Origin of the sequence: Amycolatopsis sp. cmx-11-12 (assembly GCF_046269425.1) — a bacterium.
Lineage (GTDB): Bacteria > Actinomycetota > Actinomycetes > Mycobacteriales > Pseudonocardiaceae > Amycolatopsis.
This window is the reverse complement of record NZ_JADNQM010000020.1, coordinates 147,177-164,559: the sequence shown is the minus strand read 5'-3', so window position 1 is coordinate 164,559 and position 17,383 is coordinate 147,177. Positions and strand designations below refer to the sequence as shown.

Annotated in this window: 13 protein-coding genes; 9 read left to right on the top strand and 4 right to left on the bottom strand. The window is 67.9% G+C overall.

Annotation, left to right across the window (positions count from 1 at the left end):
• Positions 1-244: 244 nt before the first annotated feature.
• The 7 genes from ACLARN_RS26065 to ACLARN_RS26035 all read left to right on the top strand — a co-directional run bounded on the left by ACLARN_RS26065 (position 245) and on the right by ACLARN_RS26035 (position 8,497).
• A complete protein-coding gene (locus tag ACLARN_RS26065; protein WP_409494079.1) occupies positions 245-1,858 on the top strand; it encodes a carboxyl transferase domain-containing protein in 1,614 nt (537 codons plus the stop codon).
• A 2-nt stretch (positions 1,859-1,860) separates the two neighbouring features.
• Positions 1,861-3,846, top strand: a complete 1,986-nt coding sequence (locus tag ACLARN_RS26060) for a biotin carboxylase N-terminal domain-containing protein (RefSeq protein ID WP_409494078.1) — start codon at positions 1,861-1,863, stop codon at positions 3,844-3,846.
• The gene (locus tag ACLARN_RS26055; protein WP_409494077.1) at positions 3,843-4,997 is read left to right on the top strand and encodes an acyl-CoA dehydrogenase family protein; all 1,155 of its coding nucleotides are present in this window, start codon (positions 3,843-3,845) and stop codon (positions 4,995-4,997) included. Before ACLARN_RS26060 ends, ACLARN_RS26055 begins: the two co-directional genes overlap by 4 nt.
• A 49-nt stretch (positions 4,998-5,046) precedes the next feature.
• Positions 5,047-5,814, top strand: coding sequence for a type I methionyl aminopeptidase (map, locus tag ACLARN_RS26050; protein ID WP_409494076.1), 768 nt, complete (start codon positions 5,047-5,049; stop codon positions 5,812-5,814).
• Positions 5,815-5,823: 9 nt separating this feature from the next.
• Positions 5,824-6,336 carry a GNAT family N-acetyltransferase gene (locus ACLARN_RS26045; protein WP_409494075.1) on the top strand — a complete coding sequence of 171 codons (513 nt, stop codon included), beginning with the start codon at positions 5,824-5,826 and terminating at the stop codon, positions 6,334-6,336.
• A 124-nt stretch (positions 6,337-6,460) separates the two neighbouring features.
• A complete protein-coding gene (locus ACLARN_RS26040; RefSeq protein ID WP_409494074.1) occupies positions 6,461-7,324 on the top strand; it encodes an SDR family oxidoreductase in 864 nt (287 codons plus the stop codon).
• A gap of 117 nt (positions 7,325-7,441) precedes the next feature.
• A complete protein-coding gene (locus tag ACLARN_RS26035; protein WP_409494073.1) occupies positions 7,442-8,497 on the top strand; it encodes an alpha/beta fold hydrolase in 1,056 nt (351 codons plus the stop codon).
• Positions 8,498-8,500: 3 nt separating this feature from the next.
• On the opposite strand, the gene ACLARN_RS26030 is transcribed toward ACLARN_RS26035, so the two are convergent.
• From ACLARN_RS26030 to ACLARN_RS26015, 4 genes are all read right to left on the bottom strand, one after another.
• A complete protein-coding gene (locus ACLARN_RS26030) occupies positions 8,501-9,493 on the bottom strand; it encodes an MASE1 domain-containing protein (RefSeq protein ID WP_409494072.1) in 993 nt (330 codons plus the stop codon).
• Positions 9,494-9,653: 160 nt separating this feature from the next.
• The gene (locus ACLARN_RS26025; protein WP_005150627.1) at positions 9,654-10,862 is read right to left on the bottom strand and encodes an acyl-CoA dehydrogenase family protein; all 1,209 of its coding nucleotides are present in this window, start codon (positions 10,860-10,862) and stop codon (positions 9,654-9,656) included.
• A gap of 18 nt (positions 10,863-10,880) precedes the next feature.
• Positions 10,881-12,176 carry an acyl-CoA dehydrogenase family protein gene (locus ACLARN_RS26020; RefSeq protein WP_409494086.1) on the bottom strand — a complete coding sequence of 432 codons (1,296 nt, stop codon included), beginning with the start codon at positions 12,174-12,176 and terminating at the stop codon, positions 10,881-10,883.
• A gap of 432 nt (positions 12,177-12,608) precedes the next feature.
• A complete protein-coding gene (locus tag ACLARN_RS26015) occupies positions 12,609-13,799 on the bottom strand; it encodes a TetR/AcrR family transcriptional regulator (protein WP_409494071.1) in 1,191 nt (396 codons plus the stop codon).
• 146 nt (positions 13,800-13,945) lie between these two features.
• On the opposite strand from ACLARN_RS26015, the gene ACLARN_RS26010 reads away from it, so the two are divergent.
• Both ACLARN_RS26010 and ACLARN_RS26005 read left to right on the top strand, forming a co-directional pair.
• Positions 13,946-15,157, top strand: a complete 1,212-nt coding sequence (locus ACLARN_RS26010; RefSeq protein WP_184895221.1) for an acetyl-CoA C-acetyltransferase — start codon at positions 13,946-13,948, stop codon at positions 15,155-15,157.
• A gap of 10 nt (positions 15,158-15,167) precedes the next feature.
• A complete protein-coding gene (locus ACLARN_RS26005; RefSeq protein WP_409494070.1) occupies positions 15,168-17,339 on the top strand; it encodes a 3-hydroxyacyl-CoA dehydrogenase NAD-binding domain-containing protein in 2,172 nt (723 codons plus the stop codon).
• Positions 17,340-17,383: the final 44 nt, after the last annotated feature.

Here is a 17,383-nt window from a genome sequence, read left to right as displayed (position 1 = left end):
AGCACCCGACACACTGCCCATCTCCCGGTCCAGAGCATCGAAAAACCTCGCCTTCAACCCCTCAGAAACCACGATCCCCACAACTCCCTGAAATCCAGGGTGTTGCGGGGATCGCTAGAACCCGCCCGGCTCAGCCGAGGGAAGGGGGCCTTAACGCGTGTACGGGGTGCGGTGGACAAGTCAGGTTAGTGGCCGTTAACCTACGAGGGCGAGTTAACGACGGCTAACTTGGCGACGAGGAGCCATGGACACACCCGTATTGAGTACTTCGGCCGACCCGGGCAGCGACGAGTACGCCCGCGGCGTCACCTCCCATGCCGAGCTGGTCGAGGATCTGCGCAAGCGGCTCGCCGCGGCCCGGCTCGGCGGCCCGGAGAAATCCCGTACCCGCCACGTCGAACGGGGCAAACTCCTGCCGCGCGACCGGGTCGACACCCTCCTCGACCCGGGTTCGCCGTTCCTGGAGCTGTCCCCGCTGGCCGCCACCGGACTGTACGACGACGAAGCGCCGTCGGCCGGGATCATCACCGGAATCGGGCGGGTCTCCGGCCGCGAATGCGTGATCGTCGCCAACGACGCGACGGTCAAGGGCGGCACCTACTACCCGATGACCGTCAAGAAGCATCTGCGCGCCCAAGAGGTCGCGCTGCACAACAATCTGCCGTGCGTCTACCTGGTGGACTCCGGCGGCGCGTTCCTGCCGAGGCAGGACGAGGTCTTCCCGGATCGTGAGCACTTCGGCCGGATCTTCTTCAATCAGGCGACCATGTCCGCGCGCGGCATCCCGCAGATCGCCGCGGTGCTCGGTTCCTGCACCGCCGGCGGCGCGTACGTCCCGGCGATGAGCGACGAAGCGGTCATCGTGCGCAATCAGGGCACGATCTTCCTCGGCGGCCCGCCGCTGGTGAAGGCCGCGACCGGCGAGGTCGTCACGGCCGAGGAACTCGGCGGCGGGGACGTCCACTCGCGCCAGTCCGGCGTCACCGACCACCTGGCCGAAGACGACGCCGACGCGCTCCGCATTGTTCGCTCGATCGTGTCAACTTTGGGGCCGCGCGCGCCGCGCCCGTGGGACGTCCTCCCGACCGAGGCGCCCGTTGCCGACCCGAACGAGTTGTACGGCGTCGTCCCGACCGACCCGCGCGTGCCCTACGACGTCCGCGAGGTCATCGCCCGGATCGTCGACGGCAGCCGGTTCGGGGAGTTCAAGAAGGAATACGGCTCGACGCTGGTCACCGGGTTCGCCCGGATCCACGGCCACCCGGTCGGGATCATCGCGAACAACGGCGTGCTGTTCGCCGAGTCCGCGATGAAGGGCGCGCACTTCATCGAACTGTGCGACAAACGCTCGATCCCGCTGCTGTTCCTGCAGAACATCACCGGTTTCATGGTCGGCAAGGCCTACGAGGCCGGCGGTATCGCCAAGCACGGCGCGAAAATGGTCACCGCGGTCGCCTGCGCGCGCGTGCCGAAGCTGACCGTCGTCATCGGCGGCTCGTTCGGCGCGGGGAACTATTCGATGTGCGGCCGCGCGTACTCGCCGCGGTTCCTGTGGATGTGGCCGAACGCGCGGATCTCGGTGATGGGCGGTGAGCAGGCGGCGTCGGTGCTCTCGACCGTCCGCCGCGACGCCATCGAGGCACGCGGTGGCGAATGGTCCACAGAGGACGAAGAGACCTTCAAGGATCCGATCCGCGAGCAGTACGAGGCGCAGGGAAGCCCGTACTACTCGACGGCGCGGCTCTGGGACGACGGCGTGATCGACCCGGCGGACACCCGCACGGTGCTCGGCCTCGCGCTGTCCGCGGCGGCCAACGCGCCCCTTTCCGATGTCAACTACGGCGTTTTCCGGATGTGAGCATGTTCGACACGGTTCTGGTCGCCAATCGCGGGGAGATCGCCGTCCGCGTGATCCGTTCGCTGCAAGGGCTCGGTATCCGTTCGGTCGCGGTGTACAGCGACGCGGACGCCGACGCCCGGCACGTCCGCGAGGCGCATACGGCGGTCCGCATCGGCCCGGCCGAGGCGGCGAAAAGTTATCTGTCCATCCCGGCGATCGTCCAGGCGGCGCTCGACACGGGCGCGCAGGCGGTCCACCCCGGCTACGGATTCCTCGCGGAGAACGCGGAATTCGCTCGCGCCTGCGCCGACGCCGGACTGGTCTTCATCGGCCCGCCGGTCGAGGCCATCGACGCCATGGGCGACAAGATCCGCGCCAAGGCGACGGTGTCCAAGGCCGGTGTCCCCGTCGTGCCCGGAGCGTCCGATGTGGACATTCCCGAGGGTGGTTTCACCGCCGCCGCGGAGAAGGTCGGCTATCCGCTGCTGATCAAGCCGTCCGCCGGTGGTGGCGGCAAGGGCATGCGGCTGGTGACCGCGACGTCCGAATTGGACGCCGCCGTGGAGTCCGCTCGTCGTGAGGCCAAGGGTTCCTTCGGCGACGACACGCTGCTGATCGAGCGGTTCGTCACCACGCCGCGGCATATCGAGATCCAGGTGCTCGCCGACACGCACGGCAACGTGATCCACCTCGGCGAACGCGAGTGCAGTCTGCAACGGCGGCACCAGAAGATCATCGAAGAGGCGCCTTCGGTCCTGCTCGATGAGGCGACGCGCGCGAAGATGGGCGCGTCCGCCGTCGAGGCCGCCCGGTCGGTCGGGTACGTCGGCGCGGGAACGGTCGAGTTCATCGTGTCGGCCACCGCGCCCGACGAATTCTTCTTCATGGAGATGAACACGCGGCTCCAGGTCGAGCATCCGGTGACCGAACTGGTGACCGGACTCGATCTCGTGGAGTGGCAGGTCAAGATCGCCGCCGGCGACGTGCTCACCGTGTCGCAGGACGACGTCCGGCTGGACGGTCACGCCATCGAAGCTCGCGTGTACGCCGAAGATCCCGCGCGCGGTTTCATTCCCACGGGCGGAACCGTGCTCGCCGTCCATGAGCCGTCCGGCGAGGGCGTGCGTGTCGACTCGTGGATGAGCGAGGGCGCGGTCATCGGCTCGAATTACGACCCGATGCTGGCCAAGGTCATCGCCTGGGGCCCGGACCGCGCGGCCGCGCTGCACCGCCTCGACCTGGCGCTCGCCGACACGGCGTTGCTCGGCCTCGGCACGAACGTCGCGTTCCTGCGCGGGCTGCTGGCGGACCCCGATGTCCGGAACGGCAAGCTCGACACCGGCCTCGTCGACCGGCAACTGTCCACTTTGGTCTCCGAACAGGTGCCACCGGAGTTCTTCGTGGCGGCGGCACTCGATCGGCTGCTTTCCTTGCAGCCTCAGGGATCGGTCGTCGACCCGTGGGACGTTCCCGACGGCTGGCGGCTCGGCGCGTCCGGCGGGATCGATTTCGCTTTGAAGTCCGGAAGTTCCGAAGCGGTCGTGCGAGTGCAGGGTACCCCGGCGAACGCGCTCGTCAGTGTCGACGGCGGCGTCCCCGCACGGGTTTCCGCGCGACGCGAGGGCGATCTGCTGGAAGTCCGGCACCCCAGCGGATTCCATCGTTACCGGCACGCCGCCGGGCGCGGGAAGACCGTATGGCTCGCGCGGGACGGCCACAGCTTCGCGATCGGTGAGCGCGAGCGGCTGCGGTCGGCCGCCGGTGCCGCGGGCGGGGCGGGACCGGTCACGAGTCCGATGCCCGGCACCGTGCTCGTGGTCAAGGTCGCCGCGGGCGACGTGGTGAGCGCCGGGACGCCCCTCGTGGTCGTCGAGGCGATGAAGATGGAGCACACGATCACCGCGCCGATCGACGGCGTGGTCAGCGAACTCCCCGTCCGGGTGGGCCAACAGGTCGCGCTGGACGAAACAGTAGCCGTTGTGACACCCCAAAAGGATGGCCAATGATCGACTTTCGGCTGGATGACGAATACGAGGCGCTGCGCAAGACGGTCGAGGAATTCGCACGCTCCGAGGTCGCCCCGGTCATCGGCGACCTTTACGAGCGGGAAGAGTTCCCGTACGAGATCGTCGCGAAAATGGCGGAGATGGGCCTGTTTGGCCTGCCCTTCCCCGAGGAATACGGTGGCATGGGTGGCGACTACTTCGCGCTGTGCCTGACGCTGGAGGAACTCGCGCGGGTCGACTCGTCGGTCGCGATCACCGTCGAGGCCGGGGTTTCCCTTGGTGCCATGCCGATCTACCGGTTCGGCACCGAGGAGCAGAAGGAGAAGTGGCTCCCGGAGTTGTGCGCCGGGACCGCGCTCGGCGCTTTCGGACTCACCGAGCCGGGCGGCGGATCGGACGCCGGCGCCACCCGCACGCGCGCGAAACTCGACGGCGACACCTGGGTGATCAACGGCAGCAAGTCGTTCATCACCAACTCCGGTACCGACATCACGAAACTGGTCACGGTCACCGCCGTGACCGACGTGAAGGAGAACGGCCGCAAGGAGATCTCGGCGATCATCGTCCCGTCCGGCACCCCGGGCTTCGCGGTGGCGCCGAAGTACTCCAAGGTCGGCTGGAACTGCTCGGACACGCACGAACTGTCGTTCGACGACGTCCGCGTCCCGGCGGAGAACCTCGTCGGCGAACGCGGCCGGGGCTACGCCCAGTTCCTGTCCATTTTGGACGATGGCCGGGTCGCGATCGCCGCGCTGAGCGTCGGTCTCGCGCAGGGCTGTGTCGACGAATGCCTGCGGTACGTCAAGGAACGTGAGGCGTTCGGGCACAAGATCGGCGAGTACCAGGCGATCCAGTTCAAGGTCGCCGACATGGAGGTGCGCACGCACACCGCGCGGCTGGCGTACTACGCGGCGGCGTCGAAGATGCTGCGCGGCGAGCCGTTCAAGAAGGAGGCGTCGATCGCGAAGCTCGTCGCGTCGAACGCCGCCATGGACAACGCGCGCGAGGCGACGCAGATCTTCGGCGGATACGGCTTCATGAACGAGTTCCCGGTGAGCAGGTTCTACCGCGACGCGAAGATCCTGGAGATCGGGGAAGGGACTTCGGAGGTGCAGCGGATGCTGATCGCGCGGCACCTCGGCGTCGCCTGACCCGGTACGCCTTGACCATGCCGATAACTATACCGGTATAGTTATCGGCATGGTCGAGTTGAAATCCGCCGCCGAGCTGGACGCCATGCGTGAGTCCGGCCGTGTCGTGGCACAGACGTTGCAAGCGGTGAAAGAGGCGTCGGCGATCGGCGTCAGCTTGAAGGAGCTGGACGAGATCGCCGCGCAGGTGATCAGGGACGCCGGCGCGAAACCGTCGTTCCTGCACTACCAGCCCCATTCCGCCCCGACGCCGTTTCCCGCCGTGATCTGCGCGAGCGTCAACGACGCCGTGGTCCACGGGATCCCGTCGGACTACCGGCTCCGTGACGGTGACCTGGTCAGCATCGACTCCGGCGCCTACATCGACGGCTGGCACGGGGACTCGGCGATCAGTTACGTCGTCGGCAAGGCCGATCCCGCCGACCTCGAACTCATCGCGGCCACCGAACGCGCGCTGGCCGCCGGTATCGCGGCCGCGATACCGGGCAACAAGATGGGCGACATCTCCCACGCCGTCGGCACCGTCGGCCGCGAGGCCGGGTACGGCCTTCTCGACGGTCACGGCGGCCACGGCATCGGCCGCGCGATGCACGAGGACCCGCATCTGCCGAACGAGGGCAGGCCGGGTCGCGGCATGCGGCTCAAGCCGGGGCTCGTGCTCGCGATCGAGCCGATGCTCATCGCCGACGGCGTCGACGACTACCGGATCGCCGAGGACGGCTGGACGCTGCAGAGCATGAGCGGCTGCCGGGCCGCGCACGTCGAACACACAGTCGCGATCACCACAGAAGGCCCGCGTGTCCTCACGATGTTGTAGAACGGAAGGATGAACGATTTCGTCATCCGGCAGGGTGGTTCTGGGGACTTTCAAGCGTTGCTGGACATGTTCGACGAGGCCGTCGCCTGGCTGGTCGAACGCGGTAGTGAGGGCCAGTGGGGGACCGAGCCGTGGTCCACGATCCCGAAGCGGATCGAACGGGTGCGCGGGATGGCCGACGGGCCGGGGCTGTACATCGGCGAGGTCGGCGGCGAGGCGGCCGGGGCGATCATCCTCGGCGACCGGTTCCCGCACGTCCCGCCGGTCGAGGAGCCCGAGATCTACGTCGGCCTGTTGCTGACCTCGCGCAGGTTCTCCGGGCACCAGGTCGGCTCGCGGCTGATCGAGTTCGCGCTGGCCGAGGCGCGTGAACGCGGTATCGATCTGGTGCGGGTCGACTGCTGGGCCGGCGGTGACGGCGATTTGCAGCGGTACTACGAGAGCCAGGGCTTCAAGCCGACCGAGCGTTTCGACGTCAAGGGCTGGATCGGGCAGGTGTTCGAGCAGCGGCCGCTGGTTTAGGCTTGGGAGCGCAGCTCCTCCGTTGAGGGCGGTGGCGGGGGCATGGATGGATAGCGTCCTGGCGGCTTCGGGTGCACCATAGTTGACACATCGTCAACAGTGCCCGATGTCGCGGAGGAGCCCCATGGCCAAGCGTGAACGTTCCCTGGCAGGCAAGGTCGTCGTGATCACCGGAGCGGCGCAGGGTATCGGGGCCAGCACCGCCACGGCCTTGTCCCGGCTCGGCGCCAAGGTGGTCATCGGCGACCTGGACCAGGCCCTCGCGGAGAAGACCGCGGCCGGACTGGGCGCGGAGGCGCTGCCGCTCGACGTCACCGACACCCAGGGCTTCACCGAGTTCCTCGACGAGGTCGAGCGGCGCGTCGGCCCGATCGACGTGCTGATCAACAACGCGGGCATCATGCCGCTCGCGCCGCTCGACGAAGAGGACGACGCCGCGACCCGGCGCCTGCTCGAGATCAATCTGCACGCGGTCATCCACGGCACCAGGGAAGCCGTGAAACGGATGCGCCCGCGTGGCACCGGACACATCGTCAACATCGCTTCGATGGCCGGAAAGGCCGGATTCCCCGGTGCCGCCACCTACTGCGCCACGAAACACGCCGTCGTCGGTCTGTCGGAATCGGTGCATCTGGAACTGCACGGAACGGGCGTGCTGGTCTCGTGCGTGATGCCCGCCGTCGTGCGCACGGAGCTGGCCAGCGGACTCGGCGAGGCGAAGTTCTTCAAGTCGGTGCAGCCGGAAGATGTGGCGCAGGCCATTGTCGATGCGTTACGCCGTCCCAAATTCGACGTCTTCGTGCCCGCGTCGCTGGACGCCATGGGCAGGATCACACGGCTGCTCCCTCGGCGCCTCGGCGAAGGGCTCCTTCGGGCACTCGGCGGCGACAAGATCTTGTCCTCCGCAACGCATTCCAGCGCTCGCGCGGAGTACGAATCGCGTGCCGCGCGGAGTGCTCCGGCGGCGGAGAAAAACGCCGATTCTTAACTCGGACGGCCTAGCCACTGTCCGAAGTGGACGGCCTGTGACGGTGACGGTGTTGAGTCGTGCGCCCGCACGCGGCAAGATTACGTCTTACCGCGTTGATTCCTCTGGAGGCACCTCATGGCAACACCCCCGGCACGGCTCGCCGCCGCCGCGTCGAACGTCGTCGGGAAGGTGCTGCACGGTGGTGTCGCCGATCTTCGCCCGGTGCCGCGTGTCCTGATCGACCAGGGCCCCAACCGTTCGGTGTACCGGCTGACGAACGGCAAGGACCCGGCGTCCGGTCCGCCGGTGCTGCTGGTGCCGCCGCTGGCCGCGCCCGCGCTGTGTTTCGACCTGCGCCGCGGTTGCAGTCTCGCCGAGCACCTGGTCGACGGCGGCCGTAACACCTACCTGGTCGACTACGGGAACGTCGCCTTCTCCGACCGGCGCCTCGGCATCGAGCACTGGATCGACGAGGTGCTCCCGCGTGCGATCCGCAAGGTCAGCGAGGACTCCGGCGGCCAGCCCGTGCACGTCATCGCCTGGTGCCTCGGCGGGATCTTCTCCCTGCTGACGGCCGCCGACCAGCCCGATCTGCCGATCGAGTCGATCGCGACCATCGCGTCGCCGTTCGATTTCACCGCGATCCCGCTGATCGCCCCGTTCCGCCCGCTCGTGGATCTCACCGGTGGCCACCTGCTGACCCCGATCTACCGCGTGCTCGGCGGCGCACCGTCCTATTTGGTCAGCCGGGTCTTCCGCGCGACCGGTATCAGCAAGGAGATCACCAAACCGCTGGCCATCCTGAAGAATCTCGATGACCGGGACTATCTCGCGCAGATCGAGGCCGTCGACCACTTCATGGACAACATGATCGCCTACCCCGGGCGCACGTTCGGCCAGATCTACCACCGGTTCTTCCGCGCCAACGACCTGGCCGAGGGCACGGTGGACCTCAACGGCCGCATCATCGCGCTGTCCGGGGTCAAGGTACCGACCCTGGTCATCGCCGGGCAGAACGACACGATCGCCCCGCGCGCGGCCGTCGAACGGCTCACCGATCTGCTGGACAACTCACCGTCGGTGACCTTCGAGACCGCGCCCGGCGGGCACCTTGGCGTCCTCACCGGCCGGAAGGCACGCGGGACCACGTGGCGTTACCTCGACCGTTTCCTCGACGAACAGGCCGCCTGAGGTTCAGTCGGCGAGTTCGTCGCTCTTGCGCTGGGTCATGGCACTGCGCAACGACTGGCGTGGCGCGATCATGTCGACCATTTCGGTGATCTGGAACCAGGCTTCGGTAATCTCGGCGGTCGCGCGGTCGCGTTGCAGGACGATCGTGGACAGCACCAGCGCCGTCATCCCGACAGTGGCGTCGAAGCCCTGTACGTGCAGCATGCGGGGGACAAGCTCGTAGGAACCGTAGGGGCCGTGCCCGCGTACGGCGGCGAAGATCGTGAAAGTGCAGACGCACAGGGAACACAGCAGCGCCCCCGCCTGCCGGAAGCGCAGTGCCGCCCAGACGAGCACAGGAAAGACCACGAACAGCTTGGCCGGAGCGGTGGACGCGAGGAGCGCCGCGCCGGTGGCCACGACCGCCAGCGCGATCGCTTCGCCCCAGCGCGCCAGCGAGATCCGCGTCGGTAGGCGGAACCTCGGCGCCAGGAGCAGCAAAGGGGTGATTGTCAGGACGCCCATCGCGTCGCCGGTCCACCACACGAGCGCCGTGGACCAGAAGTCCCCGGCGCCCAGTGCTCCGTCGAGGACCAGCACGCCGGTGCCCAGTACGGCGCTGACGGCCGTGCCCCCGATCGCCCCGATCGTCACCAGGAGGACGGCGTCGGGAAGCCTGTCGAGCTGGTTGCGGAAGCCCAGCCGTCGCATCACCGTGTAGGCCAGCATCGGACCGATCGTGTTGCCCGCGGAGATCACCGAGACGGCGGCCAGTGAGGGGCCGATCGCGATGTTCGTGAGGAGGGCGCCGAGGAAGATCCCCGGCCAGAACCGGGGACCGAGCAGCATCGGCACCGCCAGCGCGACCCCGGCCGCCGGCCACAGTGGCGAGATCTGCTCCCGCACGATCGCCCACTGGATTCCGATCTGGCCGGTCGCGAAATAGCAGGCCGTCACGGCGAGGACGACGAGACACCAGCGTGCGACGGGGGAGAGCTGTCGAGCGGCGAGCCTCATCACGACTCCGGGCTTCGCGGACAGGGAAGGTTCGAGAGTACCTCTGCCCGGTCGTCGCGGTGGTTCACTTGATGGTGTTGTCGTGATGGCGGAGTTTGTTGGGAATAAACGAGAAAGAGGCCCGTGCAGCTGCACGGGCCCCTTCATGGCACTTCGGACGCTACTTGAGCTCCGCGCTCGTCTTGCCCAGGATCCGGCGAGCCACGATCAGCTGCTGGATCTGCTGTGTACCCTCGAAAATGTCGAGAATCTTCGCGTCCCGGCTCCACTTCTCCAGCAGTGATTCCTCGGTGTAGCCCAAGGTTCCGGCCAGCTCGACACACTTCAGCGTGATCTCGACGACCGAGCGGCCCGCCTTCGCCTTGGCCATCGAGGCCTGCAACGAGTTCGGCTTGCGGTTGTCGGCCATCCACGCCGATTCCATGGTCAGCAGGTACGCCGATTCGTAGTCGGCCTCCAGCTGAAGGAACGTCGCGGCCGCGGCGTGCTGGCTGTGGACGGGCTTGTCGTAGTCGATGGTCACCCCGGCGCCGGTGAGGATCTTCCGGGTCTCCTCCAGCGCCGCGCGCGCGACACCGATGGCCATGGCGGCGACCAGCGGACGGGTGTTGTCGAAGGTCTGCATGACCCCGGCGAAACCCTTGGCGGTGTCGATCTCCGGCGTGCCGAGAAGGTTTTCCTTGGGCACACGGACGTTCTCGAAACGCAGCACGGCGGTGTCGGAGGCGCGAATGCCGAGTTTGTGCTCGACGCGCACCACCTCGAAGCCGGGGGTGCCCTTCTCGACGACGAACGACTTGATCGCCGCGCGGCCCTTCGTCTTGTCCAGAGTGGCCCAGACGACGACGGCGTCCGCGCGTTCGCCCGCGGTCACGAAGATCTTCTCGCCGTTGATCACGTACTCGTCGCCGTCGAGGCGCGCGGTCGCGGTGATCGCGGCCGAGTCCGAGCCGCAGTCCGGTTCGGTGATCGCCATCGCGGCCCACAGCCCGGAGAACTTCTTGAGCTGTTCGTCGGTCGCGACCGAGCCGATGGCGGCGTTGCCGAGGCCCTGGCGCGGCATCGACAGCAGCAGTCCGACGTCGCCCCAGCACATCTCGATCGTGCCGAGCACGATGTTGAGGTTGGAACCGTTGCGGTTGCCCGGTTTCTCGTTCTTCTCGGACCGGCGGACCCCCGCCGCGCCCGCGCCGCCCTCGCCGGAGGAGTTCAGCCCGTCCAGCAGTGCGGCGAACATGTCCAGTTCGGCCGGATAGGTGTGCTCGGCGCGGTCGTACTTGCGCGAGATCGGCCGGAACACCTCGGCCGCGGCCTGGTACGCCTGGTTGATCAGGGTGCCGGCCTTCTTCGGAACCTCAAGGTTGATCATGATTGCCTTTCGAAAGTCCTAGAGAAGGACGGCGCCTTCCATGACGCCGATCGCGCGGAGATCGCGGTACCAGCGTTCGACCGGGTGTTCCTTGACGAACCCGTGTCCGCCGAGGAGCTGTACTCCGGCGCTGCCGATCTGCATTCCCTTGTCGGCGGCCAGTTTCCGGGCCAACGCGACCTCGCGGGCGTACGGCTTGCCCTGTTCGGCGCGGGCGGCGGCGCGCAACGCGACCAGCCGCAGTCCTTCCAGTTCGATGGCGATGTCGGCCACCGAGAACGCGACGGCCTGCCGGTGGCTCACCGGTTCGCCGAACGCCTTGCGCTCGTTGACGTAAGGCACCACGTAGTCGAGGACGGCCTTCGCGGTACCGGCGGCCAGCGCGGCCCAGCCGAGCCGCGAGAGCCGGACGACCTCGGTGAAGACCTCGGCCTTGCCGCCGCCGAGCAGCGCTCCGGCTGGCAGGGCGACCTTCTCCAGATGCAGCTTCCCGGTCGCCGCGCCGCGCAGGCCCATCGCGGGTTCGGTCTCGATGGTGACGCCCGCGTTGGTCGATTCCACGAGGAACAGTGCGGGACCGCGGCCTTCGAGGTCGGCCGAGACGATGAACAGTTCGGCGTCCGCGGCGCGCGGGACCAGCGACTTCACGCCGTCGAGCTGGTAGCCCTTCGGCGTGCGGCGGGCCTTGGTGGCGGGCTTGAACGGGTCGAACAGCGCCGTGCGCTCCTGCAGCGCCAGCGCCGCGGCCGGGACGTTCTCGCCGACGAACGCGGGCAGGTAGTCCGCCTGCTGCTGCTCGTCGCCGTAGGCCACCAGCGCCGTGCTGACCGCGGACGGCGCGAGTACCGCGACCGCCAGGCCGAGGTCGCCGTGCGCGAGAGCCTCGGCGACCAGCGCGTTCGTGACGACCGACCGTTCGGTGCCGACGCCGCCCAGCTCCTCGGGGATACCGACGAGCGTGATGCCGAGTTCGGCGGCGCGGCTCAGCAGACCTTCGGGCGCCTTGAGCTTCGCGTCGGCGTCGGCCGCGGCGGGCCGCAGCTGTTCGGCCGCGAACTCCGTCACGGTCTCGACGATGAGCTGCTGATCCTCACTCGGGGTGAGGTCGAACAGTCCCGTGTCCTCGGCCGGCGCGAGCCGCGCGGGCTTGCCGAGCTTCTGGGCGGATTTGAACGTCCGTCCCGCCGCGCCCGCGACCCGGAAGCCGGTGCGCGTCCCGGTACTGACCAGGTTCTGCACGGGCTTCCGAAGTCCGGCCCGTTCAATGACCTTGCTCCCGGCCAGCCGGGTGAGCGCGGACAGGCCGAAGCCCATCGCGTCTCGTTTCCTAGGCGCACCCACGGTGAGTCTCCCTGCCTCGCTTACCTACTCGTGAGTAGGTTAACTCTCCTCGGGCGGATGCGCTACTACGGGGGAGGCGAACGTCACGCTCGTGAGTGATTTGGGTCCTCCAGGCGACTCGGATTACTCACGAGCCACCAGCTTTCGCGGCGACCGTGGGGCAGGGCCGGTCGCTTCGCCGAGCCGAGCGTGTCGCGAAAGCCACTTTCGGGACATCAGATGTCCCGAAAGTGGCTTTCGCGACACCGGCGCCACCTTGGACGCGCGGACCCCGGACGCGCGATCGAAGAAGAGTTCCAGCGTGGTGACCCTTGTGGTCTTCTTCCCTGGTCACCAGATGCAGGCCGCGTTTCGTGGGCACGCGCACATCGTGCACCGCATGCCTTTGCGGGACACGCGAGCTTGCTAAGAGCTGACTTTCAGGACAGCGTGCATCAGCGCCGTCAGCTCCGCCTCGATGTTCGGGCGGCCGTTCACCCGCCGGGTGCGCGCGAGGTCGTTCGCGATGGTCAGCGCCGCGTGGACGGTGATCTTCACTTCGCGCAGGCTCAGTTCCGGACGGACTTCCGAAGCCAGCGCGATCCAACGCGCGACGTAGTCCCGCTGGACCCGGATCAGGTCCGCCTTGTCGCGTTCCGGCAGCTCCATCGGGCTGCCGGAGAACGACACCAGCAGTTCGGGCGTGTGCAGCAGGGTGTGCACATAGGACGCCGCCAGCCTGCGCAGCGCGTCTCGCTCGTCGTCGGTCCGCAACGCGCGTTCCGCGGCGAGGGCCAGCCTGTCCGCGGCGCGGTGACCGATCGCCACCATCAGTGCGGCCTTGCTGGGGAAGTGCCGGTACACGCTGGGCCCGGCGATCCCGGCGGCGGCGCCGATCTCCTCCATGCTCACCGCGCGGAACCCGCGTCGTCCGAACAGCTCGGTCGCGGCCGCGAGGATCTGCTCGCGCCGGGACGGCTCGCCGAGCGCGATCGACGGCGTCTCGGGGGACGGCTCGACGGGCTCGGGCAGTGTGACATGCAGCACCGACTCCGCCAGCTGCACCAGGATCTGCGCGAAGCGTTTCTTCGCCACGGACGTGTGATGGACGGACACGCTGCCGAAGACGCTCAGCCCCGCCCAGCACAGCAGTTCGGCGTCGTCGGCGGTCAGTTCGGGACGCAGTGCGAGCAGCGCCTTGGACCACGCGGCGAGCACCGCGCCCGACCGGCGGCGGATCTCCCGGTGGCCCTCCTTGGGCAGATGCCTGCCCTCCCAGCGCCACAGCGCGGCGACCTCGCGCCGCTCCACGGCCTGCGCGGCGAGCGTGCCCAACAGGGCGTTGACCTGGGCGGGGACCGGTGTGTCGAGGTCGGCGAGCGTCTCGAGGGTGGCCGTTTCCATGTCGTCGATGCCGGACAGCACGACGTAGGACAGTACCGCCTGCTTGTCCGCGAAATGCCGGTACAGCGCGGGCCCGGTGATCCCGGCCGCGGCGGCGATGTCGTTGATGCCGACCCCGTGGAACCCGCGGGCGCGGAACAGCTCCGCGGCGAGGCCTGCCAGCTGGGCCTTGCGGTCGCGCGGTCGGGCTGAACGCTCGGTCGGGTGATCCATAGGTGAACACACGATAGCGCCGGTTGCGTGCATCGCAACCCATTGACACCATGGGGTTATCGCGGTTTATGTTAATGACCATTAGCATGGCTACTGGCCGGTACGTTTCATCCTGATACAGCGCCGTACGCGGAGGAGTTTTTTCTGTGAGTAGCGAGGCCTACATCTACGAGGCGATCCGTACGCCTCGCGGCAAGAACAAGGGCGGTGCCCTCCACGGCACCAAGCCGGTCGATCTCGTGGTCGGCCTCATCGAGGAGCTGAAGGTCCGGCACCCGAACCTCGACCCCGCCGTCATCGACGACATCGTCCTCGGCGTGGTGTCCCCGGTCGGTGAGCAGGGCGCCGTGATCGCGCGCACCGCCGCGCTGAACGCGGGCCTTCCCGAAACGGTCGCCGGCGTACAGCTGAACCGCTTCTGCGCGTCCGGCCTCGAAGCCACCAACACCGCCGCGCAGAAGGTGCGCTCCGGCTGGGACCAGCTGATCATCGCCGGTGGCGTCGAGTCGATGTCGCGGGTGCCGATGGGCTCCGACGGCGGCGCGCTGTTCATGGACCCCGCCACCGCGTACGACAACTACATCGTCCCGCAGGGCACCGGCGCCGACCTGATCGCGACCATCGAGGGCTTCTCCCGCGAGGACGTCGACGCGTGGGCCGTGCGTTCGCAGGAGAAGGCCGAAGCGGCCTGGTCCGGCGGCTACTTCGCGAAGTCCGTCGTCCCGGTGAAGGACATCAACGGTGTCACGATCCTCGACCACGACGAGCACCGTCGCCCCGGCAGCACCGTCGAGGGCCTCGGCAAGCTGAAGCCCGCCTTCGCAGGCATCGGTGAGCTGGGCGGCTTCGACGCCGTCGCGCTGCAGAAGTACCACTCGGTCGAGCGCATCAACCACGTGCACACCGGCGGCAACTCGTCCGGCATCGTCGACGGCGCCGCGGTGGTCCTGGTCGGCAACGAGCAGATCGGCAAGGACTTCGGCCTGACCCCGCGCGCCCGCATCGTGGCGACCGCGACCGTCGGCTCCGAGCCCACGATCATGCTCACCGGCCCGACCCCGGCCACCGAGAAGGTCCTCAAGATCGCCGGTCTCACCCCCGACGACATCGACCTGTGGGAGCTGAACGAGGCCTTCGCCTCGGTCGTCCTCAAGTGGATCAAGGACCTGCACCTCGACGAGGAGAAGGTCAACGTCAACGGCGGCGCCATCGCGATGGGGCACCCGCTGGGCGCCACCGGCGCGATGCTGGTCGGCACCGTCGTGGACGAGCTGGAGCGTCGTCAGGCGCGCCGCGCCCTGGTCACCCTGTGCATCGGCGGCGGCATGGGCGTCGCGACCATCATCGAGCGGGTCTGAGGAAGAGACAATGACTGAAGCGAAGACCATCCGCTGGGAGCAGGACGCCGACGGCATCGTCGTGCTCACCCTTGACGACCCGAAGCAGTCCGCCAACACGATGAACGCCGACTTCCGCGAGTCGCTCGGCGTGGTCGTGGACCGCCTGGAGGCGGAGAAGGACACCATCACCGGTGTCGTCCTCACCTCGGCCAAGAAGACCTTCTTCGCCGGTGGTGACCTCAACGACCTGATCAAGGCCAAGCCGGAGAACGCGGCCGAGATCACCGAGAGCAGCGCCCTGATGAAGGGCCAGATGCGACGGCTCGAGCAGCTGGGCAAGCCGGTCGTGGCCGCCATCAACGGCGCCGCGCTCGGCGGCGGCCTCGAAATCGCGCTCGCGACGCACCACCGCATCGCGGCCGACGTCAAGGGCAGCCAGATCGGCCTCCCCGAGGTCACCCTCGGCTTGCTCCCCGGCGGCGGTGGCGTGGTCCGCACCGTTCGCCTGCTCGGTATCCAGAGCGCGCTGCTGAACGTGCTGCTGCAGGGCCAGCGGCACCGCCCGGCCAAGGCGAAGGAACTCGGCCTCGTGCACGAGCTCGTCGGGACCGTCGAGGAACTGGTCCCGGCCGCGAAGGCGTGGATCAAGGCCAACCCCGAGGGCGGCGTGCAGCCGTGGGACGTCAAGGGCTACAAGATCCCGGGCGGCACCCCGTCGAACCCGAGCTTCGCGGCGAACCTGCCCGCGTTCCCGGCGAACCTGCGCAAGCAGATCAAGGGCGCGAACATGCCGGCCCCGCGGGCGATCCTGGCCGCGGCCATCGAGGGTTCGACGGTCGACTTCGACACCGCGATCACCGTCGAGACGCGTTACTTCATCAGCCTCGCCACCGGCCAGGTCTCGAAGAACATGACGAAGGCGTTCTTCTTCGACCTGCAGAGCATCAACTCTGGCGGCTCGCGGCCTGACGGTTTCGAGAAGTACACCGCCAAGAAGGTCGGCGTCGTCGGCGCGGGCATGATGGGCGCCGCGATCGCGTACGTCTCGGCGAAGGCCGGTATCGACGTCGTGCTCAAGGACGTCACGCTCGAAGGCGCCGAAAAGGGCAAGGGCTACGCGGTCAAGCTCGAAGAGAAGGCCCTCTCCCGTGGCAAGACCACGCAGGAGAAGTCCGACGCGCTGCTCGCCAAGATCAAGCCGACCGACAAGGCGGAGGACTTCGCCGGGGTCGACTTCGTGATCGAGGCCGTGTTCGAGAGCGTCGAGCTGAAGCACAAGGTGTTCCAGGAGATCGAAGGCTTCGTCAACCCGGACGCCGTGCTGGGCTCGAACACCTCCACCCTGCCGATCACCTCGCTGGCCGAGGGCGTGCAGCGGACCGAGGACTTCATCGGGATCCACTTCTTCTCGCCGGTGGACAAGATGCCGCTGGTCGAGATCATCTGCGGTGAGAAGACCTCGCCCGCCACACTGGCGAAGGTCTTCGACTACACGCTGCAGATCAAGAAGACCCCGATCGTCGTCAACGACAGCCGCGGCTTCTTCACCTCGCGTGTCATCGGCACCTTCATCAACGAGGCCGTCGCCGCGCTGGGTGAGGGCGTCGAGCCCGCGTCGATCGAGCAGGCCGGTTCGCAGGCCGGCTACCCGGCCCCGCCGCTCCAGCTGATGGACGAGCTGACCCTGACGCTGCCGCGCAAGATCCGCAAGGAGACGCGCGAAGCGATCGAGGCCGCCGGTGGCACCTGGGCGCCGCACGCGTCCGAGGCCGTCATCGACACCATGCTCGACGAGTACGACCGCAAGGGCCGTTCCACCGGCTCGGGCTTCTACGACTACGACGAGGCGGGCAAGCGGACCGGTCTGTGGCCGGGCCTGCGTGACGCGTTCAAGTCGGGCAGCGCCGAGGTTCCCTTCGAGGACCTCAAGGAGCGCATGCTGTTCGCCGAGGCGCTCGAGACCGTGAAGTGTTTCGACGAAGGTGTGCTGACCACCATCGCCGACGCCAACATCGGCTCGATCTTCGGCATCGGTTTCCCGGCGTGGACCGGCGGTGTCATCCAGTACATCAACCAGTACGAGGGTGGCCTGCAGGGCTTCGTCGACCGTTCGCGCCAGCTGGCGGAGCGCTACGGCGACCACTTCACCCCGCCCGCTTCGCTGGTCGAGAAGGCCGCGAAGGGCGAGATCTACGAATAAGCGTGTGACATGAAAGGCCCCTTCATTGCAAATTTTGCAATGAA